The organism is Actibacterium sp. EMB200-NS6, assembly GCF_001305615.1.
Lineage (GTDB): Bacteria > Pseudomonadota > Alphaproteobacteria > Rhodobacterales > Rhodobacteraceae > Actibacterium_A > Actibacterium_A naphthalenivorans.
Window position 1 is genome coordinate 3225708 of sequence record NZ_CP010869.1, and the last position, 23343, is coordinate 3249050.

Annotated in this window: 25 protein-coding genes; 10 read left to right on the plus strand and 15 right to left on the minus strand. The window is 64.2% G+C overall.

Going from position 1 to position 23343, the window contains the following annotated elements:
• Nucleotides 1-13 precede the first annotated feature (13 nt).
• The 15 genes from TQ29_RS15660 to TQ29_RS15730 all read right to left on the minus strand — a co-directional run bounded on the left by TQ29_RS15660 (nucleotide 14) and on the right by TQ29_RS15730 (nucleotide 12901).
• Nucleotides 14-619 (minus strand): exopolysaccharide biosynthesis protein, encoded by a 606-nt coding sequence (locus TQ29_RS15660; RefSeq protein WP_054539919.1) that lies wholly within the window; start codon nucleotides 617-619, stop codon nucleotides 14-16.
• Nucleotides 616-1644, minus strand: a complete 1029-nt coding sequence (locus TQ29_RS15665; RefSeq protein ID WP_054539920.1) for a c-type cytochrome — start codon at nucleotides 1642-1644, stop codon at nucleotides 616-618. The genes TQ29_RS15660 and TQ29_RS15665 overlap by 4 nt, the downstream gene beginning before the upstream one ends.
• On the minus strand, nucleotides 1641-2210 hold the full coding sequence (locus TQ29_RS15670) for a cytochrome c oxidase assembly protein (protein ID WP_054539921.1): 570 nt from the start codon (nucleotides 2208-2210) through the stop codon (nucleotides 1641-1643). The genes TQ29_RS15665 and TQ29_RS15670 overlap by 4 nt, the downstream gene beginning before the upstream one ends.
• Nucleotides 2207-2617, minus strand: coding sequence for a hypothetical protein (locus TQ29_RS15675; protein ID WP_054539922.1), 411 nt, complete (start codon nucleotides 2615-2617; stop codon nucleotides 2207-2209). Before TQ29_RS15675 ends, TQ29_RS15670 begins: the two co-directional genes overlap by 4 nt.
• Nucleotides 2614-5187 carry a cytochrome c oxidase subunit I gene (gene ctaD, locus TQ29_RS15680; protein WP_054539923.1) on the minus strand — a complete coding sequence of 858 codons (2574 nt, stop codon included), beginning with the start codon at nucleotides 5185-5187 and terminating at the stop codon, nucleotides 2614-2616. The genes TQ29_RS15675 and ctaD overlap by 4 nt, the downstream gene beginning before the upstream one ends.
• Nucleotides 5184-6251 carry a cytochrome c oxidase subunit II gene (locus TQ29_RS15685; protein WP_082386680.1) on the minus strand — a complete coding sequence of 356 codons (1068 nt, stop codon included), beginning with the start codon at nucleotides 6249-6251 and terminating at the stop codon, nucleotides 5184-5186. The genes ctaD and TQ29_RS15685 overlap by 4 nt, the downstream gene beginning before the upstream one ends.
• Nucleotides 6252-6368: 117 nt before the next feature.
• Nucleotides 6369-6938, minus strand: coding sequence for a hypothetical protein (locus TQ29_RS15690; protein ID WP_157445615.1), 570 nt, complete (start codon nucleotides 6936-6938; stop codon nucleotides 6369-6371).
• A gap of 38 nt (nucleotides 6939-6976) precedes the next feature.
• Nucleotides 6977-7240: a hypothetical protein gene (locus TQ29_RS15695; protein WP_054539926.1), complete on the minus strand. Its 264-nt coding sequence runs from the start codon at nucleotides 7238-7240 to the stop codon at nucleotides 6977-6979.
• On the minus strand, nucleotides 7227-7574 hold the full coding sequence (locus TQ29_RS15700) for a hypothetical protein (protein WP_157445616.1): 348 nt from the start codon (nucleotides 7572-7574) through the stop codon (nucleotides 7227-7229). Before TQ29_RS15700 ends, TQ29_RS15695 begins: the two co-directional genes overlap by 14 nt.
• A 107-nt stretch (nucleotides 7575-7681) precedes the next feature.
• Nucleotides 7682-9127, minus strand: coding sequence for a trehalose-6-phosphate synthase (locus tag TQ29_RS15705; protein WP_082386681.1), 1446 nt, complete (start codon nucleotides 9125-9127; stop codon nucleotides 7682-7684).
• A gap of 120 nt (nucleotides 9128-9247) precedes the next feature.
• Nucleotides 9248-10030 (minus strand): trehalose-phosphatase, encoded by a 783-nt coding sequence (otsB, locus tag TQ29_RS15710; RefSeq protein ID WP_054539928.1) that lies wholly within the window; start codon nucleotides 10028-10030, stop codon nucleotides 9248-9250.
• A gap of 107 nt (nucleotides 10031-10137) precedes the next feature.
• A complete protein-coding gene (locus TQ29_RS15715; protein WP_054539929.1) occupies nucleotides 10138-10563 on the minus strand; it encodes a CBS domain-containing protein in 426 nt (141 codons plus the stop codon).
• A 190-nt stretch (nucleotides 10564-10753) separates the two neighbouring features.
• Nucleotides 10754-11410, minus strand: coding sequence for an EthD domain-containing protein (locus tag TQ29_RS15720; protein ID WP_157445617.1), 657 nt, complete (start codon nucleotides 11408-11410; stop codon nucleotides 10754-10756).
• Nucleotides 11407-12144: an SDR family NAD(P)-dependent oxidoreductase gene (locus TQ29_RS15725; RefSeq protein WP_054539931.1), complete on the minus strand. Its 738-nt coding sequence runs from the start codon at nucleotides 12142-12144 to the stop codon at nucleotides 11407-11409. Before TQ29_RS15725 ends, TQ29_RS15720 begins: the two co-directional genes overlap by 4 nt.
• Nucleotides 12134-12901 (minus strand): SDR family NAD(P)-dependent oxidoreductase, encoded by a 768-nt coding sequence (locus TQ29_RS15730; RefSeq protein WP_162231833.1) that lies wholly within the window; start codon nucleotides 12899-12901, stop codon nucleotides 12134-12136. The genes TQ29_RS15725 and TQ29_RS15730 overlap by 11 nt, the downstream gene beginning before the upstream one ends.
• A gap of 105 nt (nucleotides 12902-13006) precedes the next feature.
• On the opposite strand from TQ29_RS15730, the gene TQ29_RS15735 reads away from it, so the two are divergent.
• From TQ29_RS15735 to TQ29_RS15780, 10 genes are all read left to right on the plus strand, one after another.
• Entirely contained in the window at nucleotides 13007-14704 is a 1698-nt protein-coding gene (locus TQ29_RS15735; protein ID WP_162231834.1) for an FAD-dependent oxidoreductase, read from the plus strand.
• A gap of 13 nt (nucleotides 14705-14717) precedes the next feature.
• Complete coding sequence (locus TQ29_RS15740) at nucleotides 14718-15008, plus strand: YciI family protein (protein ID WP_054539934.1); 291 nt, start codon at nucleotides 14718-14720, stop codon at nucleotides 15006-15008.
• 105 nt (nucleotides 15009-15113) lie between these two features.
• Complete coding sequence (locus tag TQ29_RS15745; RefSeq protein WP_054539935.1) at nucleotides 15114-16166, plus strand: branched-chain amino acid ABC transporter permease; 1053 nt, start codon at nucleotides 15114-15116, stop codon at nucleotides 16164-16166.
• On the plus strand, nucleotides 16163-17980 hold the full coding sequence (locus TQ29_RS15750; protein ID WP_054539936.1) for an ATP-binding cassette domain-containing protein: 1818 nt from the start codon (nucleotides 16163-16165) through the stop codon (nucleotides 17978-17980). Before TQ29_RS15745 ends, TQ29_RS15750 begins: the two co-directional genes overlap by 4 nt.
• Complete coding sequence (locus TQ29_RS15755) at nucleotides 17977-18714, plus strand: ABC transporter ATP-binding protein (RefSeq protein WP_054539937.1); 738 nt, start codon at nucleotides 17977-17979, stop codon at nucleotides 18712-18714. Before TQ29_RS15750 ends, TQ29_RS15755 begins: the two co-directional genes overlap by 4 nt.
• A gap of 110 nt (nucleotides 18715-18824) precedes the next feature.
• Entirely contained in the window at nucleotides 18825-19967 is a 1143-nt protein-coding gene (locus TQ29_RS15760; RefSeq protein WP_162231835.1) for an ABC transporter substrate-binding protein, read from the plus strand.
• 66 nt (nucleotides 19968-20033) lie between these two features.
• Complete coding sequence (locus tag TQ29_RS15765) at nucleotides 20034-20726, plus strand: NIPSNAP family protein (RefSeq protein ID WP_054539939.1); 693 nt, start codon at nucleotides 20034-20036, stop codon at nucleotides 20724-20726.
• 1 nt (nucleotide 20727) lies between these two features.
• A complete protein-coding gene (locus TQ29_RS15770) occupies nucleotides 20728-21714 on the plus strand; it encodes a VOC family protein (protein WP_054539940.1) in 987 nt (328 codons plus the stop codon).
• Complete coding sequence (locus TQ29_RS15775) at nucleotides 21711-22439, plus strand: SDR family NAD(P)-dependent oxidoreductase (protein ID WP_054539941.1); 729 nt, start codon at nucleotides 21711-21713, stop codon at nucleotides 22437-22439. The genes TQ29_RS15770 and TQ29_RS15775 overlap by 4 nt, the downstream gene beginning before the upstream one ends.
• A 42-nt stretch (nucleotides 22440-22481) precedes the next feature.
• The gene (locus tag TQ29_RS15780; protein ID WP_054539942.1) at nucleotides 22482-23324 is read left to right on the plus strand and encodes a fumarylacetoacetate hydrolase family protein; all 843 of its coding nucleotides are present in this window, start codon (nucleotides 22482-22484) and stop codon (nucleotides 23322-23324) included.
• The last annotated feature ends 19 nt before the right edge of the window (nucleotides 23325-23343 follow it).

The following is a 23343-nucleotide window of genomic DNA, read 5'->3' on the forward strand; positions in this document are numbered from 1 at the left end:
CCGGAAAGCTGCGTCACACGATCGTCACGCCCACCGCGACGGCACCCGCGATGACAGCAAGGCCCAGCACGGCGAGCAGGCCGTCGCGCACCAGAAGCGTCAGCGACAACAGCGTCACCGCCACCCCGAGGATAGACGAGGTAAAGGGCACCACCTCGAGCAGGGGCATGACCGCGCCGCAAAGCGCGCAGGCCAGATAGATCAGCCGGTGCGCCGGGGGCGACACCAGAGCCGTCAGCCGCTTGCCGGTGTGCCGATCGATCCAGTCGGCCGGGCCTCGCAACCACCCGGCCGCATCGCGCAGACGCTCCGACGGCACTGTCTGTCGGGTCAGCCAGCGCGGAAGCCACAGGTGGCTGCGCCCGAGCAGCAACTGGCCGGCCACCAGCATGATCATGATCCCGCAAATGCTCGAAAACAGCGGAATGCCGGAAAGCGGGGTGACCACCGCCAGGGCCGGCGCCATCAGAACCGGAACGAAGGAGGCCCGGCCAAGGCCTTTGACCACATCATCCAAAGAGGTCTCGTCGCCCTGCGCCGCGTCGCGCAGACGGTCCACCACCTCCCGCACGGTGGCGGGTGGCGCCTTGTTACCGTCTGATCCGGTCGTTTGGGTCATTCTTCTATCTCTCCATCAGGTGGAAGCGCAGCGTACCAATCGGCCAGAAGCGCGATTTCTTCGTCCGAAAGGGACCGCGCGGCGGCGCTCATCTTGTCAGAGCCGCGCCGCACCCCGTCGCGCCAGAGGCGCAGCTGGGCCGCCAGAAAGGCACGATCCTGACCGGCCAGCGCCGGGGCCTCCGGCTGCGCGACGGGCGCGCCTGGTCCGTGGCAGGCGGTGCAGGCGGGCACCTCGCGCGTACCGCGGGTGGCGAGTGCCGCCCCGGCGGTGGGGCCGACTGCGGCGGCTGCGGTGGCGGCTGGCCCGGCGGCGAAATGCGCGGCGAGACCCGGAAGCGCCTCGGGCGGGACCATGCTCACGGCCTGCTGCATGATCCCACTGGCGCGCGCACCCGTCAGGTAGTCATCCAAGGTGTCGGCCAGATAGCCCGGCTGCTGAATGTCGAGCCGTGGCACGTGGGCCGATATGCTGCCATGGCAGGTTGCGCAATAGGCGGCGCCGGGCGGTGCGGACTGCTGTTGCTCCGACACCTCCGGAAGCGGCGGGGCGTCCTGCCGCTTCACCGCGTCCAGATAGGCGACGACCGCCCAGACCTCATCCGCGCGGCCGCCTGCGGGCCAGCCGGGCATGCCGGTCATCTTGACGCCGTTCTCGACGATCCAGTGCAGATGGGATGGCTGCCAGCCGGCCACCGCCTCGCGGATCGGCGGCGGAACAGGCAGCATGGCGCGCATGGTCGCCGTGCGGCTGCCATCGGGGCCCGCGTGGCAGGGCGCGCAGGCGGTGGCGTAGTGCCCTGCCCCCAGCGCAATCAGCGCCGGGTCTGACAGGTCGGGTACCTCGTCTTCTGCCGGGGCGCGCAAGCGGACAGCGTTGCGGAAGGTGGTGTGCAGCACCCAGCTCACGCCCGGCAAATGCCCCGCGCGGGCGGAGACATTGTAGAGCCCGAGCGACACGACCGAGCCCGCCGCAGCCAAGCCCGCCACGGCCAGCGCCGCCAGGATGAAAAGGGTGCGTCTCATGCCGGTTCCTCCGCCAGCGCCCGACCGGTCAGCAAGAGCCCGCCCAGCAGATAGACGGGTGTGCCGATCGCGAGCATCAGCATGCCGCCTGCCTGCTGCCCCGTCAGATCGGGCGCCGTTCCGCAGATCCCGGCATAGAGATCGCGCGGGGCGAGGATAAGCAGCGCGCCAAGCAGCGTCATATGCATCGAGGTCAGAAGCAGCCCGCCCGCCCCCGCGAGCGCGGATCCCGCGTGCAGGCAGCCGGCCCAGACCAGCGCGCCGACCGCAAGGAAGCTCGCCTGTTCCAGAGCGAAACCCGTGGGGCCGGCGCGCCCCAGCCCGTGTGCGGCAGGCAGATGCCAGGCCCAGACCACGACGAATTCCAGCGCCGCGGCGGGCAGCGGCTGAAGGGCGATATGCCGCGCGATCCCCGGCAGGCCCAGCACCAGCAGCGGCGCCGCCACCGCCACCAGCCCCATGTGCCGCAGCATGTGCACGGGGAAAGCGGGCAGCCAGCTTTCGAGCGGCGCCGCCCAAAGGAGCGCAAGCAGGCCGAGGCCGGAGAGAAGCGCCGCAGGCTTCATCGACAACCCTCCAGCAGCAGGAGCGGCAGCGAGGTGAAGACCGTGCCGATGGCGGAGATCAGCGCGATAAGGAAGGTTGCGTGGCCGAGAAACTGGTGCCGGTCTTCCGCCTTGCCTTCGGGATGCGACAGCGCGCCAGTATTGCGCACGTTCCATTGCTGCAGCGCCCGCCAGCCCTGCCAGCCGATCAGGGCGAGCGCCAGCACCGTGGCGCCGATCAGCCAGATCCGCGCGGTATCGACCGGGAAAAGCTGACGGGCGCAGGCCAGCGAGACCGTGGCATAGCACAGCACCAGATGCAGCGCCCAGGTCACGGGCGCGAGGGTGAGCCGCCAGAGGCTCTCGGATTCCGCGGCGAACTCCCGGCGCTCCTCTTCGGCGTGGGGCTGATATTCCTGTTCCGTCATAGCAGCCTCGCGACCGGGCCCACCAGCGCACAGGCGACAAGCGCGGAGAGCACGAAGAAATGCCAGAATAGCGACACGTTCCAGATATCGGCGTCATAGCGGGGCGTGAGCTTGCCCAGGAAACTGCCCGCGAGACAGTAGAGCTGCATCACGATCCCGACAGCGGCATGGACCGCGATCCACACCGCGAGCGCCCAGATCAGTGCCGGATAGACATGGGTGGCGGGTTCCAGCGGCAGAACCGCGACGATCAGTGCCGCGATGCCGCCCGCCGTGGACAGCGGCGCGAGCGCCAGCGCCCCGCGCGCCGCGCCGATCCGGCCAGCGCGGTTCAGCCGGCGCGCCGCGACGGTGAACACCCAGCCCGCGACGAACCCGGCACAGGCCAGCGCGACGGCGCCCGCCCCCGCGTGACGCGCGCCCGGTGGCGGGAAATCGGGTTGCGCCGTCCAGTAGAAGAAATACCCGAAGACGATCGAGGCAAAGGCCGTCGCATCACCCAGCATGGTGATCCAGACCGCCCACCAGCCTGTCGAATCCGGCCCCGATACATAGGTCGGCAGGCGCAGGCCAAGGCCCGCGTCCTTGCTGTCGGCCTCTGGTGGCCGGGCGGTCGATGTCCAGAGCCACCAGATGATCGACGCGACCGCGAGCAGGCCGGAGACGATGCCGGGCGTGTAGAGATGGAACGTCGGAAAGATGAAGGCGCCGCCGGTGAAGATCGCTGCGAGATGGGTGATCCATGTGGGTGTGTTGACCCGCTGTATCAGGATCGGCTCGGCGTCGATCACCGAGGTCACCAGCGTTTCGCGGTGCCCCTCCTGCGCGTCCGGCAGATAGAAGCGGCCCGCATCCACGCGGTCCAGCAGTTTCGGGTCATCCCAGAGCGGATAACGGGTCGTTACATGGGGGATGGAGCGGATGCCCCAGGACTCCTCGGGTACGTCATGCGCCCATTCCAGCGTACCGGCCTTCCACGGGTTGCGCGAGATCCGGGGCTGATCACCCTTCGGGCGGATCAGATCCCACACGAAGACCACGAAACCTGCGGCGATAACGAAGGCCCCCACCGAGGAGATCAGGTTCGGGATCTCCCACCCCAGTCCCTCGCGGTAGGTGAAGACCCGCCGCGGCATCCCGATAAGCCCGGTGTAATGCATCGGCAGGAAGGTGACGTTGAAGCCCGTGAAGATCAGCCAGAAGGCCCAGCGGCCCAATCGCTCGGAAAGCATCTTCTTGGCGATGAACGGATAGAAGTAATAGACCCCCGCGATCACCGGAAAGACCATTCCGCCGAAAAGCGTGTAATGCAGATGGGCGACAACGAAATACGTGTCGTGGACCTGAAAGTCGAAAGGCGCGAGGGCGAGCATGATCCCCGTCAGCCCGCCCATGGTGAAGATCGCCAGCGCCCCCGCGATCCAGAGCATTGGCAGGATCATGCGGATGCGCCCGGCCACGAGCGTCGCCAGAAAGGCGAAGAGCTGGACGCCGGTGGGGATCACCACCGCCTCGGAGGCGGCCGAGAAGAAGCCCAGCGAAAGGCCGGGCAGACCGGTGGTGTACATGTGATGCACCCATAGCCCGAAGCTGAGAAAGCCGGTGCCGACGGCCGACAGCACGATCCAGGAATAGCCGACGATGGGCCGCTGCGCGACGGTCGGCACGATCATCGCGGCGATGGCGATGGAGGGCAGGAAGATGATGTAAACCTCCGGGTGGCCGAAGATCCAGAACAGATGCTGCCAGAGCATCGGGTCGCCGCCGCGTTCGGGATCGAAGAACGGCCAGTCGAAGCTGCGCTCGAGCTCGAACAGGAAGTCACCCGCGATGAGCGGCGGGAAGGCAAAGAGGATCATGCCGCCCACCACCAGCACATACCAGGCATAGAGTGGCATGAGGTTGACCCGCATTCCCGGCGCGCGGCATTTCAGCACCCCGACGATCAGCTCCACCGCCGCCGCGATCGAGGCGATCTCGATGAAGCTGAGACCCAGAAGCCAGATGTCGCTGCCCGGGCCTTCGTCCTCGGTGGCAAGCGGCGGATACATGAACCAGCCCGCGCGGGGGGCGGCGTCGAAAAGGACCGAGCCCAGCACGAAGACGCCTCCGATCAGGAAGCACCAGTAGCCGAAGGCGGAAAGGCGCGGAAACGGCATGTCGCGCGAGCCCAGGAAGCCCGGCAGCATCAGGATCGAGATCGCCTCGAACATCGGTACGGCAAAGAGGAACATCATGGCCGAGCCATGCATGCTGAAAAGCTGGCTGAACCGGTCCGAGGAAACCAGGCCGCTTTCCGGCACCGCCAGTTGCAGGCGGATGATCAGCGCGAGCACACCGGCGCAAAGCATGAAAAAGAACGCGGTCAGCGAATACCACTTGCCGATCTCGGTGTTGTTGACCGCCGACCAGTAGCGCCAGCCCTCGGGCGCCTTCCAGGCCGCGCGCAGGCGCCCCGCCTGCGCCTTGCGCAGGTCTTCGGGAACCGGCTCGTCCAGCATCGCCTCGGTCGGCGGATAGGTGCCTTGCGGCTCCGGACGGCGGGGCGGGGTCGTGCGGCGGAGGATCATTCCAGCTCCTTCAGATAACGGGCGAGGTCCTGCAACTCGGCGGGTTCGAGATGCGGGAAGGCTGGCATCTGGACCTCGGGCTTCAGCTCTCCGGTATGGGCGACCCAGAGCGCGATGTCGTCGAGCGAGGCACCAAGCCGCCCCGCGCCGATGGAGTGACGCGCGCCGACATGGGTCAGGTCCGGGCCCACCTGGCCGACGGCCTCGGTGCCGCGGATGCTGTGGCACGCTCCGCAGCCCTCGCGGCGAAAAATCTCGAGGCCCCTGCGTGCGGACTCGCTTTGCGGCGCGCGGGCATCCTGTGCCTCGGCCTCGAGCCAGGCGGCAAAATCCTCTGGCGGCATCACCACGGCCTCGAAGGCCATCCAGGCATGGCTCGCCCCGCAGAACTCGGCGCATTGGCCGCGATAGGTGCCGGGGGTTTCGGGCTTGAGGCTCATCCGCGTCTCGCGGCCGGGAAACATGTCCATCTTGCCGCCGAGCGCGGGAATCCAGAAGGAATGGATAAAGCGGTCGGCGGTCAGCAGGAACTCGGTCCGCTCTCCGGCGGGCAGCCGGATCTCATTGGCCGAAATCACCGGCCCGGCGTCCCCCTCGGGCAGGTATTCAACCCGCCACCACCATTGTTCGCCGGTGACGGAGATGCGCAGCCCCTCTCCCGGCGCGCGCTGGTCGGGCAGCAGCGAGAGACCCCAGACCAGCACACCGCCCACGATCAGCGTGGGCGCGAAGACGCCGCCGAACAGGATCAGACGCCGCGCGTGATGTTCCGGAAAGGCGGCGGGGCTGCGCCGGCTGAACCAGTAGAAAAGACCGTTCATCCCGAGCCACAGCACAGCGGCTCCGGCCAGCATGGAGGTAAACAGAAGATGCAGCGCCTCTGCATCCGCGCCGGCCGGCGCCAGCGCGGACTGACGCCCTTCGCATCCTGCGGTGAACAGGGCCACGGCCACAAGGGTAAACCCACGGCGCCTCGCCCCGGCGGCGGGAGCGAGGAGATGTCCGGCCAGTGCAGGGCCGGAGGCGTCCGACGCGATTGTTCCGAGCGGCTTTGTGCGGGTCATGCGGTTCTCAACCCGCCAGACGGCGAAGTGTTCCCGTTGATGATGCTGAAATCCGCCGCGGTTTCGGCGACCGTGCAGGAACGGCGAGACCGTGATGTGGATATGCCGCCCGAGGCCTCAGTGACGCTCGCGCTGCGTCAATGCCCCGAGCCATTGCGGATAGCTGACGTTCTGAAATGCCGTCAGGCCGAGGCGCTGCCTGAGATCCTCGAGCGCCGCCTTGTCCTCGCCTTCGATGGCGACTGTCCAGGAGGTCACGCCAGGGCCGGCTGACACCCTGGTGATTTCCGCAAGACAGCCATCCGCCTCGTACTGCGTCCGTTCCTTTCGCACCGGAATGGCGCGATGGCCCGCGTGGACGAAGGCCGCGACGACCGCCTCCGCGTCATGACCCCGCGCCGGATCGAAAGGCGGCAGGCCGGTGAAGGTGGCGGCGAGATCGGCGCCAGTGGCGGGCAGAGTGACGCATCCGACCGCTTCCCACCTGTCGAACGCAGCGTCCCGCGCCACATGTCTTTTCAGATCGAGCGCCGACGCACCGCGCAGCTTGAAGACCAGAGCCGGGTCGCCGCCCAGGAGGTAAAGATCGTCGCGCATCTCATGACCCCGGACGCGATAGCCCTGCCGCAGCGTGGCGCGCGAATTGCCCAGATCGTCGCCGAACACCCGAAATTCCAGTCGGCCCATCATCATGCTCCCTGAAGTATCGGTGGCAGCCGCGAGCATCATCCGTTGTCAGAAGACCGCAGGCGGACGAGGGCGGCGATTTCCCGGAATTCATCGGCGATGCTCAGGGGTAACGCTTCGGTACCGGTGGGCACCGCGCCGGGATCTTCCTGCCCGTCATGCACGATCTCGCGTTCGGAGATCCAGCGCAGATGACCGGCCCGCACGGCGGGATCCATGCCGGTCAGCAGGTGCGCCAAAAGGCGGCGATGCGAGATGAGCCGGCCTTCCAGTTCAGTCAGCCTGTCCTCAGCCTCGCGCATGGGTCTCTCCCCCGCCGGGCGAAAGCCGCCGGCTGCTGAATGGCAACCGCTCGGGCGGCAATTCCGGCGGAATGTCAGGCTCCTGCTCGGGCGGCGGGTCCGGCGGGAGGTCCGGCTCCTGCTCGGGTGGCAGTTCGGGTGGCAGGTCCGGCTCCTGCTCGGGCAGTTCGTCGGGCCCCGGCGGCTCGTACTCGGGCAGGTCCGGCCGATCGGGCGCCTCGGGCGGCGGCATGATATCCGGCCCCGGGACCGGCGGGATTCCGGCCGGCGGGTGCTGGGGCGGTGCCCCGGCCTGCCGGAAAAGCCGGGGCGGATGCAGTGCTGTTGGAGGCATCTGGGAAAAGGTCATGCGAACTCCGAGTCTGTCTGCCCTACAAACACGCCAGGCCGGGAAGTGTTCCAGGCGGAGGAGCCCGCTTTCCGGCCGGCGGGCGGGGCAGCTCATTTCAACGGCTCGTCCACCCTGTCCGGCTTCTCGTCCGGCACCGCCCGATGGCGGCGATGCGACGACGAGAGGCGCGCGACCTGCGGGCTCAGCGTGGGCATACAGGTGCGCAGGGCAGCCAGGAACTGTGCGGCCCAGCGCGTGGCGTCGGTGCGCCTTACGACCTCCATGCAGGCGGCGTGGCGGGCCCGGCGCTCGTCCAACGGCATCTCGAGGGCCTGATGGATCGCCGCGGCCATCTCCTCTATGTCGTAGGGGTTGACCAGAAGCGCCTCGGTCATGTCTTCCGCCGCGCCGGCGAAACGCGAAAGGATCAGCACGCCCGGATCCTCCGGATCCTGGGCGGCGACGAATTCCTTGGCCACGAGGTTCATGCCATCGGCCAGTGACGTGACCGCACAGGCCCGCGCCATCCGGTGCAGCCGCGCCAGTACGGAACGGTCGATGCTGCGGTGAATATAGCGGATCGGGGTCCAGTCCAGCTCGGCGAATGCGCCGTTTAGGCGCCCGGCGATCTCTTCCAGTTCGCTGGTGATGTCCTGATAGGCCTGCACTCTTTCCCGCGTCGGCGGCGCGATCTGCACCAGGCAAGGTCGGGTGCCCTCGGGCCGGGTTTTGAGATAGCGGCCGAAGGCGCGGAAGCGGTTGGGGATGCCCTTGGAATAGTCGAGGCGGTCAACGCCGATGACGAAGCCGTCTGGGGCCTCGCGACCAAAGGGGTTGCGGCCCCCGACCCCGGCCAGTTCACGAAAATGGTCGACGTCGATGCCGATCGGGAAGGACCGGACCGAGGTGATGCGACCCTGCATCTTCACCGTGCCGTCGGGCATGAATTCGGCACGAGGATCGGCGCGGTACATTTCCAGGCACCGCGCGACATCGCCGCGCGTCTGCAAGCCCAGCAGATTGTAGTCCGCCAGCCAGTCGGCGAAATCCTCTGGCTGCGACAGCACGGACAGATCGCCCAGCGATGGAAAGGGAATGTGCAGAAAGAACCCGATCCTGTTGGCCAGACCCAGCGCCCGCAATTCGCTGGCCAGCGGGAAAAAGTGATAATCATGGACCCAGATCAGATCGTCGGGCCGCGCCACCTGCGCGATCAACTTCGCAACCCGGGCGTTTACCGCGCGATAGCGTTCCTCGTAGGTGGATGGCATCTCGACCAGATCAACCCGCCGATGACAAAGCGGCCAGAGCACCGAATTGGCGTAGCCCAGGTAATAATCCGAAATCTCTTCTTCACTGAGGCGAAAGGCCAGGCACCTGCAGCCCCCGCCGGAGACCTCTTCCATCTCTTCCAATCCGGTTCCCGGATCGGGATGGGCGCCGATCCACAGCCCCCCCGATGCGGAAAGGGCATCGCGGAGCGCGACGACGAGCCCGCCGGAGGAAGGGCTCCCTGTCGGAATCCGGTTGGAAACGGCGATGAGTCTCGGCGGCATTTGCTCCCCTTTCGCAGTGACCATGGAGTTCCACGGTCCCTGAACTGTCTAACCGGCGCGGAGGCGAGATGTTCCAGCGCCGGCACAGTCAGTCGTCGCGCCCGGGAAATGATTGGGCGGTCACCGCCGCTCAGGCTCTGCCTCCAGGCTTGCCGAAAGCCAGGACAGCGCGTCCTCCATCCGGGGCACCTGGAAGCGTGCCACGGTGCCGGCCTGCCCGATCCGCACCCCGAACCCGCCCAGTTCCTGGGCCGCGCGAAAGCCGTCCTCGTCGGTCGTGTCGTCGCCGACCATGATCGGGATGCGGTTCGCAAAGGGCGCCTCGGCAAGGAACCCGCGCAACGCGTGGCCCTTGTCCACACCGGCGAGCGCCGCCTCGCTGACCATGTTGCCATGCAGGACGCGCAGCTCTTGCGCCTCGGCCACCCGGGCGACGGCGGCCTGGCAGATCTCTGCGCGATCCGGCCTGTTGCGGTAATGCAGCGCCACGGCGCCCGGTTTGTGTTCCAGAAGCAGACCCTCGCTCCGCGCGAACGGCTTGAGCCCGGCGAAGGCCCTCTCCAGCGCTTCGGCGGGCGCGCCGTCTTCCGCCATCACCGACCGACCGTCCGGCAGAAGACGTTCCAGACCGTGAGACCCCGACAGCGCCAGCGGAAGCCCTTGCAGATGTCCCGCAAGGCTTTCGAGCGCGCGGCCCGACAGCACGGCGACGGCACCATCCGATGCGCGGATCACACGCAGGAGCAGCTGCCGCGTCGAGTCGGAAAGGCGCACATCCTGCGGCCGCTCGACGATGGGCACCAGCGTTCCGTCGAAATCCACAAACAGCGCGTGGTCCTTCCAGTCGGGAAAAGGCGGCAGGCGCCGAGCGACGTTGCCGGCGGGATCAGGGATGTCGGACATGATCGAAACCTCGGGCGTTTCGCCCCCGTGTCAGGACGGCAAGGCAAGCCTTCCCGACAGGCAGAGCGGGGCGCGGCAGCGAGCCGCGCCCCGTTCCCGGCTCGCCATCAGTCATGCGAACCGGCCGGCTGGGCGATATCCTCAAGCGTGGTGCCTGCGGTCAGGGCATCCCGGCGCACCGCGATGTCGCCGACGGAGAGCACGCCCACGAGCCGTTTGCCTTCGTCGACCACTGGCACGCGGCGCACCTGCTGGTCACCCATGTTCCGCGCCACCGCCTCGATCTCGTCATTCTCGAAGCAATAGCGAACATCCTTGGTCATCGCGTCGCTGACCCTGGCGTCGGGGCCCTTGCCCGCGCCGATGCCGCGAATGGCGATGTCCCGGTCGGTCAGCATTCCAACAAGCCGGTCGTCCTGGCCCACTGGCAGAAATCCGGCGTCGATTCGTTGCATGAGTTCCGCAGCCTCGCCGAGCGTCTGGTCGGGTGCGACCGTGATCGGGTGCCGAGACATGATTTCCGATACTTTCATGGTTCGTCCTCCTCGGTTCGGGACCATTCTGGACCCGGTTGCCTTTAAACAGGCCGGTGGCGGTGATGTTCCCGCGCCCATGCGTATGGCCGAGGTCCCGGCACATCACCGCGACAGCTGATCATGTCTGCTCCGCAGGCCGCACCCGCCCCGTGAGAATGCTCCGCCTGACCCGTCCGCAGGGGCGCATTCACCCGCCCAGCAGGACCCTTTCGTCAACCAGATAGGCCACTGCATCCCCTTGCGGACCAACCAGATGCGCGACCGCAGCGGAAAGATCTGATCCGTCCCGCCAGATGTCCGGGTCCAGTCCCTGAAAATAGACGATCATTCGAGGCCGGATCGGATCGGCCGGAAGCGTCATGCGCGTCAGGTGAGCCTCGACGGGCTCGATCTCGATCCTCGCGCCCGACGGCAGAAACCTGCGCAAACTCCGCACCCCGGAAGAGTCGATCAGTCGGTCGTTACCAGCGCTGAGCAGGAGGACGGTCTTGTCCGGCATCGCAGAGTCCAGCGCCGCGGACGGGGTCGTGATCGCGCCGGTCCATTCCGAGAGAAACCGCTGTTCGTCGGCGGGCAGAAGGACAGCCCCGAGGTGGCTGGACTGCGCGAGCGCCAGTGCGGTATCGTTGGCATAGGTGATTTCGGCAATTCCGGCGTGCCGGCACCACCTGCCGGTCAGGCAAAATACATCCCGGATCACATGGTTCTGCACATAGCGCACCAGACCCGGCAGCCGCGTGGCCAATGCGGCGTGCACGGTCAGCCAATGATGGCTGAACGCCGCCCTGTCCATCGCCTGATGCTGCCTGAGCAGCACGGTGCGCTTCCTTTGAACCGTCGTCAATGAAAGGTCCGACCTCCGTCGACCGGCATGGCGATGCCGGTGACGTAGGAAGATGCAGAGGATGTCAGCCAGAGGATCGCCTGCGCAATCTCTTCAGCCGTTGCGGCGCGCTGCAGGGCGTAGTTCGCCACGATCTCCGGCCGGACCTTGTTGTTGTCATGCAAGACAGTGCGGGTCATCGGGGTGTCTACCATGCCGGGGCAGACGCAGTTGACGCGGATCTTCGGTGCCGCCTCGCGTGCGAGGCTTCGGCCGAGCGAAAGGACACCCCCCTTGGACGCCACGTAGGCTGCGGAGCCCGGTCCCGGCGGAACAAGCGCAACGCCCGACGCCAGCAAGACTATGCTGCCCGATTGCTGTTTCCTGAGCAGCGGAATGGCGTGCCGCGCCAGCAGATAGGTCCCGGTCAGGTTCACCGCGATCATCCGGTTCCACAAGGAAAGGTCGGTGTCGGAAATGGTTGAAGGATCAAATATACCGGCCGTATTCACAAGACCGTCCAGCCCGCCCATCACCTGCGCTGCGCGGCCCAGCGCCGACTGGACGGAAGATTCATCGGCGATATCCATCGCGATACGTTCGTCCTGTGCGCCGCCCGCGTCTTCCGGCGCCAGGTCCAGGATACAGGTGCGTGCCCCGGCGGCCCGCAGCAATGTCACCGTCGCGCGACCGATCCCCGAGGCGCCTCCGGCGACAACGACCTTGCGCCCTGTCATATCAAGCTCAACTGACATGAATATTCTCCGCTCCAGTGTCCCGTGGGTTGTTTCCGGCCAGCCAGCCGCCATCGACGACCAGCACATGGCCCGAAACAAAGGCGGCCTGATCAGAGGCGAGAAAGGCGACCGCATTCGCGATGTCGTTTGGCGTTCCCACGCGTGGGAACGGGGTCGTATCGACCATGATCCGCCGAAACTCCCGGTCATTCTGAATACGATCGGCTGTCATCGGCGTCTCGATCAAGCCCGGCGCCACGGCATTGGCGCGGATACCTCGCGGCCCGTAGTCGGTTGCCAGTTGCCGCGTCAGGCCCACGATGGCGGCTTTTGACATGGCATAGGGCCCGGAGCCGACGCTACTGCGCAAACCGAAGATGGATGCAATGTTGATGATGTTTCCGCCTGCGCCGAATGCATTCAGGGCGCTGCGGGCAAATCGGAATTGGGCGCGTACGTTGACCGCCAGGAACCGGTCAAGCATCTCGTCATCGACTTCGTGAACCGGCCTGGAATGCCCCACTCCTGCGTTGTTCACCAGCCCGTCAAGCCTTCCGAACCTTTCCATCGCAAGTGTCACGGCAGCGTCGGGAGCATCCGCTTCGGTAATGTCCTGACGGATCACCTCTACCCGATCCGGATATGTGTCGCGCAGGCTGTCGAGCGCGTCCGACAGCATATCGCTGGCCAGAATATTGTGGCCATCCTCCAGGAGCCGTTCGGCGATGGCACGCCCGATCCCTCGTGCTGCGCCAGTTACAAGTGTTGTCCGCATGATGATTTCCCCCTCTCCCCACTTGACATATTCTAGAATTTTACGCTTGTTAAGTCGAATTCTCATCGGACGCGCCAGTACACACCGATGAGCGGGGGGAATGACTTGAGACAGGAACTACATGAATTCGACGTCTGTGTGCTGGGCTCCGGAGCAGCCGGCCTGGCTGCAGCGTTTTCCGCAGCCCAGGGCGGATGCAAGGTGTTGGTGATCGAAAAGGCCCCGGTCTTCGGCGGCAGTACGGCGATTTCGGGCGGTGTCGTCTGGATTCCGTGCAATGCCGGAATGAAGGATGTCGGGATCGACGATTCACCGGATGCGGCACGCGCCTATCTGCGCAACGTACTCGGAAATCGGTACCGGGAAGATCTGGTGGACAGCTTCCTCGCACATGGGCCGGAAATGGTAAACTTCATGCACCGCCATTCCGAATTGCGCCTGGTGCCGCGCGCCCTGGCGCCGGACTACTACCCGGATCTGGAGGGCGCGGTTCTGGGCGGGCGAGCGATGGACCCACAAGTCTATGACGGCAGACGGCTTGGGAAATGGTTCCGCAAAGTGCGCTTCCCCCTGCGCGAATTCATGGTGTTCAACGGGCTTATGGTCGGCCGGGCCGAGATCGATCACCTGCTTGGCACGTTCCGCACACCGCAGGATTTCGCCAAATCTGTTGGGCTGATGGCCGGCTTCTTGCGGGACAGGCTGCGTTATGGGCGCGGGACGCGCGTGTTGATGGGCAATGCGCTTGTCGCGCAATTGATGAAGTCAGCGCTGGATGCCGGGGTCGAGTTCTGGAACGCGACCGAGACGCTAGAGATTCAGCGCCACGATGGCCGTGCCAATACCTTGAAGGTGCGCCGCAATCATCAGGAGGCAACCGTCCGCGCCAGAACTGGCATTGTTCTTGCAACCGGCGGCGCGGCTGCCAACGCGCAGATGATGGCGCCGGATCTGAAAACGCCCGATATGCATCTTACCATGGCCCCCAAGGAAAATACGGGAGAGATGATCCGCCTGGCCCTCAAACTGGGGGCGGTGCTGGACGATAATGTCGAGGACGGAGCGAACTACGCCCCGGTCTCTCAACATGTAACACCCCAGGGTCAGAAAATCCGCTTCCCCCACCTTTTTCTGGACCGCCCCAAACCGGGCCTGATCGCCGTGGGCCGGAACGGGCGCCGATTCACGAATGAGGCCTCATCCTATCACGCGTTCGTGCAGGGCATGCTGAACGCGCCAGATGCTGTGGCGCTGCCCGCTCATCTTGTGTGCGACGCCGCATTCCTGCGCCGCTACGGAATGGGACTGGTCCGCCCGGGCCTGCAAGCCCGGGCAAAATATATCGCGTCCGGCTATCTGAAAAAGGCTGACACTATCACGGATCTTGCCGCCCAGATCGGGGTTTCCCCCGCCGCGCTAGTGGATGAGGTCGAAAAACATAACCGATTTGCCGCAGCAGGCGAAGACCCGGATTTCGGCAAGGGCAGCAACGCCTATGACCGTGCCCAGGGGGACGCCGGACACAGGCCGAACCCGTGTCTCGGCCCGATCACAAAAGCACCGTTCTTCAGCATCACAGTCCATCCCGGTGATATTGGGCCGACGCGTGGACTGGTGACTGACGGCACCGCACATGTACTCGATCAGGACGGAGCTGTTATCCTGGGGCTTTATGCCTGTGGCAACGACATGAATTCCGTCATGGCCGGAACCTATCCGGCTGCCGGTATCACGCTCGGCCCGGCGTTGACTTTCGGATACCTCATCGGGCGGGACCTGGCCGGTCGTCTGACCGCAGTATAAGGGAGAACATCCAATGGCCTACATGATCATGACGCGGGACAAACCCGGAGCGGAGGAGATTCGCGCAGCGAACAGGGTTGCACATTATGCCTTCCTGCGCTCGCACCGAAATATCCTGATAGCTTCGGGCGGCTTGCAGGACGACAATGGGGAATTCAATGGCGGCCTGATTGTCATAGACGTGGACACGCGCGAAGAGGCCGAGGAGTTTCTGCGCGCTGACCCTTTTAGTGACGCCGGATTGTTTGGCGACGTTACGATTTCCCGTTGGAAGCAAGCCTTCCTGGACCGCGCCGAACGCTGAGGCACGGCAAATCTTGCCGCGCCCAATTGTGTGTTTACATGCTAGAATTTTAGTATAACTTATCCATCAGGGAAGCGCGCCACAGAGTGCGCGCAGGGAGGATCTATGGATTTCCAGATTGCGGCCATTCTATTTCAGGATGGCGTCTTGACGGGCGCAGTCTACACGATGCTGGCGCTCGGTTTCGTGCTCGTGTTCACGACAACCCGCATTATTTTTGCCTCTTATGGTGATCTGATCGCCTTTTCGGCCCTGACACTCCACGCGCTGCAAAAAGGAGCGCTGCCGGGGACGGTCTATCTATTGATGGTCCTGGCCGTTCTTGCGACTGTGCTTGAAGTGGTTTCTGCGCTGAAACAGGGCACGGCGCGGCGGATTCCGGGCATATTGGTCATCTGGCTGGTATTACCGATCCTGCCCGCCACGGCGGCTTTGATGGTTGGCGGGATGATCTTGCCAGCGTGGATCAGTCTTGTTTTGACAATTGCGCTTGTGGTGCCGATCGCGCCACTGCTCTATCGCATCATCTTTCAGCCGATCGAAACGGCATCAACCCTGACGCTGCTGATCGTGGCGGTGGTGCTGCACTATGCCATCGCCGGGCTGGCGCTGCTGTTCTTCGGACCCGAGGGCATTCGGACAGCGCCGCTGTTTCGCGGCACCTGGGATCTGCTCGGCTTTCAGATGCAGGCGCAGCTCGTGGTGGTGGTTGTCACCGCGATCATTCTTGCGACCGCGTTGGCAGTATTTTTCAGCAAGACGATGACAGGCAAGGCGCTGCGCGCGACGGCCTATAACCGGGACGGAGCCCGGCTGGTCGGGATTTCGACGCGTGCGTCAGGCAGTGTTGCCTTTGCTCTTGCGGGGATCATCGCTGCCATCGTTGGCATTCTGGTCAGTAGCAACATTACCGTCTACTACGATTCCGGCCTGATGATCGGCCTCAAGGGCTTTGTCGGGGCCGTCGTGGGTGGTTTCATCAGCTACCCCGTCGCAGCAGTCGGCTCTCTTGTTGTGGGCCTCGTTGAATCCTACGCCTCGTTCTTTTCCAGCGAATACAAGGAAGTCATCGTCTTTTTGTCGATCATCCCCGTGGTCCTGTTTCGGTGGCTCGGCGCACGGCATGAGCCGGAAGAAGAAGAGGAGGAAACCGCATGACAATCGCCGATCAGGAGCCCATAAAAATGGACGCACGCGCCTCAAGCTATATGGCAGTGACCGGAGTGGCCATCGCTGTTTTGCTGGCCCTGCCGCTCTTTCTGACTTCGTTCAATATCCTGCTGCTGAACATGGTGGGAATATTCGCGATGGCGACTCTGGGCCTGGTTCTGCTGACGGGTTCCGGCGGCGTCACCTCCTTTGCACAAGCCGCCTTCATGGGGCTCGGCGCCTATACGTCAGCCTATGTGACGCTCAGATTGGGCTTAAGTCCCTGGCTGGGCCTGGCGGCAGCGCTTGCGCTTGTGTTCGTTGTAACGATGGCGATCGGATATGTAACGCTACACCTCGGAGGCCACTACCTGCCGATCACGACGCTTGCGTGGGCCGTCGCCATCCACATGCTCTTCGGGACACTGGACGGGCTTGGCGCGCACAGCGGCATTGGCGGCCTGCCTCCGATTTCCATAGCAGGTGTGGCGATGGACCGGCCGGAACGGGCGTTCTACATGATATGGGTTACTCTGATCCTGTTTCTTTTCGCGGCGTCCAACCTGCTGCGTTCTCGCCAGGGCCGGGCGATTGCCGCACTAAGGGGCGGCTCTCTTCTGGCAGAAGCACTGGGGATCAGTGCCTTTCGCACGCGGATGATGCTGTTCGTGCTGGCAGGGGAACTGGCCTGTGTGGGGGGCTGGCTCTTCGCGCATACGCAGAATTTTATCTCTCCGTCTTCCTTTGACCTCACTAATGGATTGAACATTTTGCTGATGTCGGTCCTCGGCGGGGTCGGCAGCGTACTGGGCGCCCTGGTGGGAGCCGGCGCCGTCATGGTGGGGCGAAATCTGATTCAGGATGTGCTGCCGATGCTGGCGCTGGACGCGGGGTCTCTGGAGATCGTGGTCTTCGGGGCCATTTTCATCGTCCTCGTGCAATATTCTCCCAAAGGGCTCTCGCCGCTTCTGTCGCGCTGGCTGCCACCCCGCCCCGCTCCGGCTTTGCCCGATATAAAGCATGACGAAGTCCTCCGCTTCGGGCGGGCCAAAGAGCACAATGACGACGCGGTGATCCTGTCTGTTGATGGTCTGGAAAAGCGCTTCGGCGGCCTGGTGGCGGTTAAGGATCTGAGCTTTGACGTACACCGCGGAACCATTCATGCGCTGATCGGGCCGAACGGGGCGGGCAAAAGCACCACCTTTGACATGATCAGCGGCCTGCAATCGCCGACCAGCGGAACAGTTCAATTCAACGGCACCGTCGTCACACACACGCCGGCGCGCAACATGATCGCCAGGGGCATGGCGCGGACCTTTCAACATGTCCGGATCCGGCCGCAAATGACTTTGCTCGACAACGTGATGCAAGGTGCGCACTGGCGCCTGACGTCCGGGTTCTGGGCTGGCATCCTCCGCCTCGACCGTGCCGAGGAAGCGGCCTATCGCAAGACCGCATTGCTGGCGCTCAAGGCGGTCGGGCTTGCCGATCAGGCGCTGGTCGAGGCGGGCACGCTGTCGCTGGGCCAGCAGCGCCAGCTTGAAATCGCCCGGGCCCTGGCCGCCGACCCCGAGATCCTTCTTCTCGACGAACCGGCGGCAGGCCTGCGGACGGGTGAAAAGGCGGAACTGGCGGCGTTGCTGTCTCGGTTGCGCGAGGCGGGAATGACGATCCTGCTGGTGGAACACGACATGGATTTTGTCATGGGCCTTGTTGACCGGATCGTGGTGCTGGACTTCGGGCAGCATCTGGCCGAGGGGCTGCCCGACGAGATCCGGCAGAACAGCAAGGTTCAGGAAGCCTATCTCGGAGGACTTGACTGATGTCATTGCTTGAAATCAACGACGTCAGCGTGAACTACGGCGCGATCAGTGCGATCCGCAACGTCAGCTTCACCATGGAGGCCGGCCGGATCATCACGGTCATCGGCCCGAACGGCGCAGGTAAAACCACCTTGCTGAAATCCATTGCCGCCCTCCTGCCCTACAGCGGGTCGGTGGCGTTTCAGGGACGTTCGGTTGATCGACTCGACGTGCAGGCGCGTGTGCGCAGCGGCATGGTTCTGGTGCCCGAGTCCCGGGAATTGTTCACGCAGATGAGTGTGCAGGACAACCTCGACCTCGGAGCCTATGCCCGCCGTGACGGCGCCGCGAATATCAGGCGTGACCTCGATCAGGTCTACGATCTGTTTCCCCGCTTGCGCGAGCGGATGGGACAGGCGGCCGGAACGCTGTCGGGCGGAGAACGACAGATGCTGGCTCTGGGCCGTGCGCTGATGTCCGCGCCGCGGCTTTTGATGCTGGACGAACCCAGCCTTGGCCTGGCACCCATTGTCGTGCGCGAGATTTTCCGGATCATTGCGCGACTGCGTGAATTGGACGTCAGCGTCCTGCTGGTCGAACAGAATGCCCGGGCAGCACTTCAGACGGCAGACTATGGCTACGTACTTGAAACCGGCGAAATCGCAGGGTCGGGGCCATCGGCAGAGCTATTGGCCGATCCGATGCTGATCAACGCATATCTGGGCGGTAAAAAACCGACATCAGCAACAGCCTAACGAAAGGAAATCAAACAAAATCATTTATCTACAGAGCCTAAAATGTTAGTATATCTAATCGGAGCCGGAGTCGGGATTCTGGCAATCCGATTATGGGAGGAGGAAAAAACGTGAGACAATTCACTTTGGCTACAGCCACATTGGCCGCGGTGATGCTGGCTGGTCCGGTGCTGGCGGAAATCAAGGTCGGGGTCGTGCATTCGCTGTCCGGCCCGGCGGCGTCGCAGGGCATTCCACAGCGCAATGCGATCGAACTGGCGCTGCCGGACGAGATCGACGGCGAGAAGGTCACGGTCATCGTCCTGGACGACGCCACCGACCCGGCCGTCGCCGTGCGCAACACACAAAAACTGATCGATGGAGAGAACGTCGATGTGATCCTCGGGCCGACCGCGACGCCAAGCGCGATCGCCATGGCACAGGTCGCGACGGAAAAGAAAGTGCCGTTGTTTCCAGGTGCTCCGGTCAGCTTGGGGGATGATCGCGATTATTACCTTTTCAACGTCCCGCCCCCGCCGGTGAAATGGATCATTCCGACGGTTACCGACATGAAGAAGCGCGGCGTCAAGACGGTCGGCTTCCTGGGCTTTTCCGATGCCTGGGGCGATGTGACACTGGCCGCGCTGAAAGAACACGCCGCCGAAGGCGGGTATGAGGTCGTGGCCGAGGAGCGTTACGCGCGCGCCGACAGTTCGGTGACCGGGCAGGTATTGCGCCTGATTTCCGCCAATCCGGACGCCATTTTCCTGGGCGTTTCGGGGTCTGCGGGTGTGCTGGGCAATGTGGCAATCGTCGATCGCGGCTACGAAGGCCCGATATACAACTCCAACGGTGTCTTCAACGCGGACTTTCTGACGCTGGGCGGGGATGCTCTGGAAGGCCTGCACGGCAATATCGGCGCCATCGCCATTCCCGAAAGCCTTCCGGATGACGAGCCGCGAAAGTCTGTTACGCTGGATTTCATCCGGGCCTACAACGCCAAATATGGCGAAAACTCTGCCGATGCGATTTCCGGCTTCGGGTATGACGCGGGCCTGTTGCTGACCGATGCCTTGAAACTCGCGCTGCAGAAGGCTGAACCGGGCACGCAGGAGTTCCGCGAGGCCATCGTCACATCCATGCGTGCGCTGGATCGTGTTCCGGGAACGCATTCGATCTACACCTTCAAGGACCCGTCCTGGCCCTGGGGTGTCGGCGACGATGCTGCGTTCCTCGTGGAAGTGCGTGACGGGAAATGGGTTCTTTCCGAATAGGACCGAAAGAGCCGGGGGCCGTGACGGCCCCCGGACATTCACCGACCGAAGGGAGGCGGGCAAGACATGAGCACTGATATATACGAGCTACGCATTTACACGATCGCCGTCGGCCGGACGCAGGACATGGCCGACAGGTTCCGCAATGATCTATCCGTCCTGTTTCCCCGGCACGGCGTCCGCATCGTCGGCAGCTGGACCGCGTTTTCCGGCCCGCAGATCCCCACGTTCGTCTACCTGATGCGCTGGGTGTCGCTGGAGGAGCGGGACGCGGCCTTTGCCGGGTTCGTGCAGGATCCGGATTGGCAGGAGGCCCGCGACCGGACGAATGCCGGTTCGGAACTTGTCGAACATTTCGATATCCGCTTCATGCGCGCCCTCACCGAGCCGCAGATCGCGGCGCCGATGGACCTGAGCGCGGGCGGGATCTACGAACTGACCCTCCAGCCGAGCGCCAACGGGCGCACCGCCGATATGCAGGAAGATTTCATACATCATGATCTCGCCGCGCGTGCGCGATGCGGCGGCACATTGAACGCGGTCTTTCTGGCCATGACCGGGCCGCGCCTGCCGCTGATGGTGTCCCTGATGCACTGGCCGGATGCACAGACTCATGCGGCGGCGCTGTCACGCGTCGATGCCGATCCGGCGTTGACGGCGCGGCGGCAGGACCAGACCCGAAGCTTGGGGCGCCCGATCCTTGATCAGTCCCAAACATACCTGATGCATCCGCTGGATATAGACTGGACAGGGGCCTGACATGCGGGGGGACATCATCGCACTGGGCTATATAGGCGTCCGGTCGGGCCTGCTGGAAGACTGGGGCCAATTTGCCTCCGGCTTGCTGGGAATGCAGTCGGTCGACCGGGGCGCGGGCCAAGCGTCCTTTCGCATGGATGACCGGAAACAGCGGTTGCTTGTGCTGGACGAACCGGGCGACACGCTCGCCTTTCTGGGGTTCGAAGCCGCCTCGCCGGAGGCCCTGGATCGCATCGCCGCCCGGCTTGAGAACGCCGGCACCCGCGTGGCACGCGCGTTCAGGGATCTGTGCGCACGCCGTTTCGTCACCGACCTGCTGGCCTTCGACGATCCGGCTGGCAACCATGTGGAACTGTTCTTCGGGCCGGAAACCACGTCCGACCCTTTCGTGCCGGGCCGGCCCATTTCCGGGTTCAAGACCGGCCCCCTGGGGATGGGGCATGTGGTGCTGAAATCGCCCTCGGTCGATTTACTGGTGCCGTTCTACCGGGACGTGCTGGGCTTTGCGGTCTCTGATTTCGGACGCACCCCCTATCCACTTTATTTCTTCCACCTGAATGAACGGCATCACAGTTTTGCAATGGTGGGCGCTGCGGCCTCGGGGTTGCATCATTTCATGGTGGAATTCGGCGCTCTGGACGATGTCGGGCAGGGATATGACCTGGCCCTGCTGGAAGAGGGCCGCATCGCCTATACGCTCGGGCGGCACACCAATGATTACATGACCTCCTTCTACGCCCACTCCCCGTCCGGCTTTTTCGTGGAGAACGGATGGGGCGGGCGCCTGATCGATCCGAATACATGGGAACCGCATGAGACCTTCGATGGCCCCAGCTTCTGGGGGCACGACCGCACCTATATGGAGGAACCGCAGCGCAAACGGCTTGAGGAGATGCGGCTCAGTGCGGCCGCGCACGGCAAACAGGCCCCGCCCATGATTGATTGTCCTTGGCTGTGGCAGACCCTGGACAGGGCGGGCGGACAATGACACGTAATGTAATCATTACCGGAGGCGGCGCGGGAATCGGGCGAGCGACGGCGCTGGCCTTTGCGGCGCAGGGAGATCACGTCATCATTGCAGAGCGTGACGCGACCGCCGGTGAAAGCGTCGCGAAAGAGATCAAGGCAAGCGGCGGCAGCGCGGCGGCCATCCGGGTTGATGTGACCATACCCGCGGATCTTGATCGGCTGGCCGAGACGGCGGGGCGGGCGGATGTTCTTGTAAACAATGCCGGGATCTTCGGGATTAAACCGTTTTTCGATATCGTCGCCGATGATTTTCGCCGAACCTACGAGGTCAATGTCGTGTCGGTGTTCGAGCTGACCCGCCGCCTTGCCCCGCAGATGCCAGAGGGGGCTGCCATCGTGAACATCTCGTCGCGGTCCATTCAAGGTGCGATGAATTATGCCCACTACATTGCATCCAAATCCGCTATTGTCGGACTTACCCGCGCGATGGCGCTGGAACTGGCGGACCGCCGGATCCGGGTCAACGCGGTATCGCCCGGCGCGATCAAGACCGAAATGCTGGCCTCGCGCCCGGACACGGACTTTGCCGGAATGTTGAAACATCAACCGCTTGGACGGTTGGGCGAGCCGGAAGACATCGCCGCATCCATCGTCTTCCTGGCCTCGCCGGGCGCCAGCTTCATCACCGGTCAATTGCTGGCTGTAGATGGCGGGCGGTCCTTGGGCGGACCATACGGGTTCTGATGCAGACAAGGCCGGAAACACGAAAATGACAAGGAACCATATATGAAACTGATTTCATTCTCTCGGAACGGGCAGGACAGCTGGGGCGCCGTCGAGGGCGACAAGGTGGCCGATCTTGGCCATCTCGCGCCGGATCTGAAATCGGGCCTGACGATGGATATCTCCGCTGCCCTGGCGCAAGCGCCTCGCCATGCGCTCGACAGCCTCACCTTTCTGCCCGTCATACCCAATCCCGGAAAAATCTTCTGCATCGGCATCAACTACACCACCCATATCTCGGAAACCGGGCGGGATTTTCCGACGAAACCGGTGATCTTCATGCGCGTCGCCGAATCCCAGCAGGGGCATCTGCAGCCGCTGCTCCGCCCGCAGGAATCCGAGCAATTCGACTTCGAGGGAGAGTTGGCCGTCGTCATCGGCAAGCCGATCCGCCGCGTCACACCGGAAGACGCGCTGGATGCAGTGGCGGGCTACAGCTGCTACAATGACGGATCCGTCCGTGACTGGCAGCGCCACTCCAGCCAGTTCGCTCCCGGCAAGAACTTCTTTCGTACCGGCGGGTTCGGCCCCTGGCTGGTCACAGCCGACGAGGTGCCGGACCCGTCCACGCTGCACCTGACGACCCGGCTGAATGGTGATGTCATGCAAGAGGCGCCCATCTCCGACCTGGTGTTCGGAGTGCGCGAGCTGATCTCCTATTGCTCCACGTTCACACCATTGGCCCCCGGCGACGTGATCGTTACCGGGACGACCGGCGGCGTCGGGGCCTTCCGAGACCCGAAGGTCTGGATGGCGCCGGGAGATCAGGTTGAGGTTGAAATTTCGGGGATCGGCACCCTAGTCAACTTCATCGCGGATGATGACACCCGCTCCGCCGCGTCTTAACAAGGGAGCAGATTTTACC

Coding starts and splice junctions, on each gene's coding strand:
- TQ29_RS15665 (WP_054539920.1), bottom strand. CDS start 1,644: ATGAGACGCACCCTTTTCATCCTGGCGGCGCTGGCCGTGGCGGGCTTG.
- TQ29_RS15730 (WP_162231833.1), bottom strand. CDS start 12,901: ATGCGGACAACACTTGTAACTGGCGCAGCACGAGGGATCGGGCGTGCC.
- TQ29_RS15775 (WP_054539941.1), top strand. CDS start 21,711: ATGACACGTAATGTAATCATTACCGGAGGCGGCGCGGGAATCGGGCGA.
- TQ29_RS15740 (WP_054539934.1), top strand. CDS start 14,718: ATGGCCTACATGATCATGACGCGGGACAAACCCGGAGCGGAGGAGATT.
- TQ29_RS15725 (WP_054539931.1), bottom strand. CDS start 12,144: ATGTCAGTTGAGCTTGATATGACAGGGCGCAAGGTCGTTGTCGCCGGA.
- otsB (WP_054539928.1), bottom strand. CDS start 10,030: ATGTCCGACATCCCTGATCCCGCCGGCAACGTCGCTCGGCGCCTGCCG.
- ctaD (WP_054539923.1), bottom strand. CDS start 5,187: ATGATCCTCCGCCGCACGACCCCGCCCCGCCGTCCGGAGCCGCAAGGC.
- TQ29_RS15670 (WP_054539921.1), bottom strand. CDS start 2,210: ATGAAGCCTGCGGCGCTTCTCTCCGGCCTCGGCCTGCTTGCGCTCCTT.
- TQ29_RS15745 (WP_054539935.1), top strand. CDS start 15,114: ATGGATTTCCAGATTGCGGCCATTCTATTTCAGGATGGCGTCTTGACG.
- TQ29_RS15705 (WP_082386681.1), bottom strand. CDS start 9,127: ATGCCGCCGAGACTCATCGCCGTTTCCAACCGGATTCCGACAGGGAGC.
- TQ29_RS15750 (WP_054539936.1), top strand. CDS start 16,163: ATGACAATCGCCGATCAGGAGCCCATAAAAATGGACGCACGCGCCTCA.
- TQ29_RS15700 (WP_157445616.1), bottom strand. CDS start 7,574: ATGCCTCCAACAGCACTGCATCCGCCCCGGCTTTTCCGGCAGGCCGGG.
- TQ29_RS15685 (WP_082386680.1), bottom strand. CDS start 6,251: ATGACCCGCACAAAGCCGCTCGGAACAATCGCGTCGGACGCCTCCGGC.
- TQ29_RS15770 (WP_054539940.1), top strand. CDS start 20,728: ATGCGGGGGGACATCATCGCACTGGGCTATATAGGCGTCCGGTCGGGC.
- TQ29_RS15695 (WP_054539926.1), bottom strand. CDS start 7,240: ATGCGCGAGGCTGAGGACAGGCTGACTGAACTGGAAGGCCGGCTCATC.
- TQ29_RS15690 (WP_157445615.1), bottom strand. CDS start 6,938: ATGGGCCGACTGGAATTTCGGGTGTTCGGCGACGATCTGGGCAATTCG.
- TQ29_RS15675 (WP_054539922.1), bottom strand. CDS start 2,617: ATGACGGAACAGGAATATCAGCCCCACGCCGAAGAGGAGCGCCGGGAG.
- TQ29_RS15780 (WP_054539942.1), top strand. CDS start 22,482: ATGAAACTGATTTCATTCTCTCGGAACGGGCAGGACAGCTGGGGCGCC.
- TQ29_RS15715 (WP_054539929.1), bottom strand. CDS start 10,563: ATGAAAGTATCGGAAATCATGTCTCGGCACCCGATCACGGTCGCACCC.
- TQ29_RS15660 (WP_054539919.1), bottom strand. CDS start 619: ATGACCCAAACGACCGGATCAGACGGTAACAAGGCGCCACCCGCCACC.
- TQ29_RS15765 (WP_054539939.1), top strand. CDS start 20,034: ATGAGCACTGATATATACGAGCTACGCATTTACACGATCGCCGTCGGC.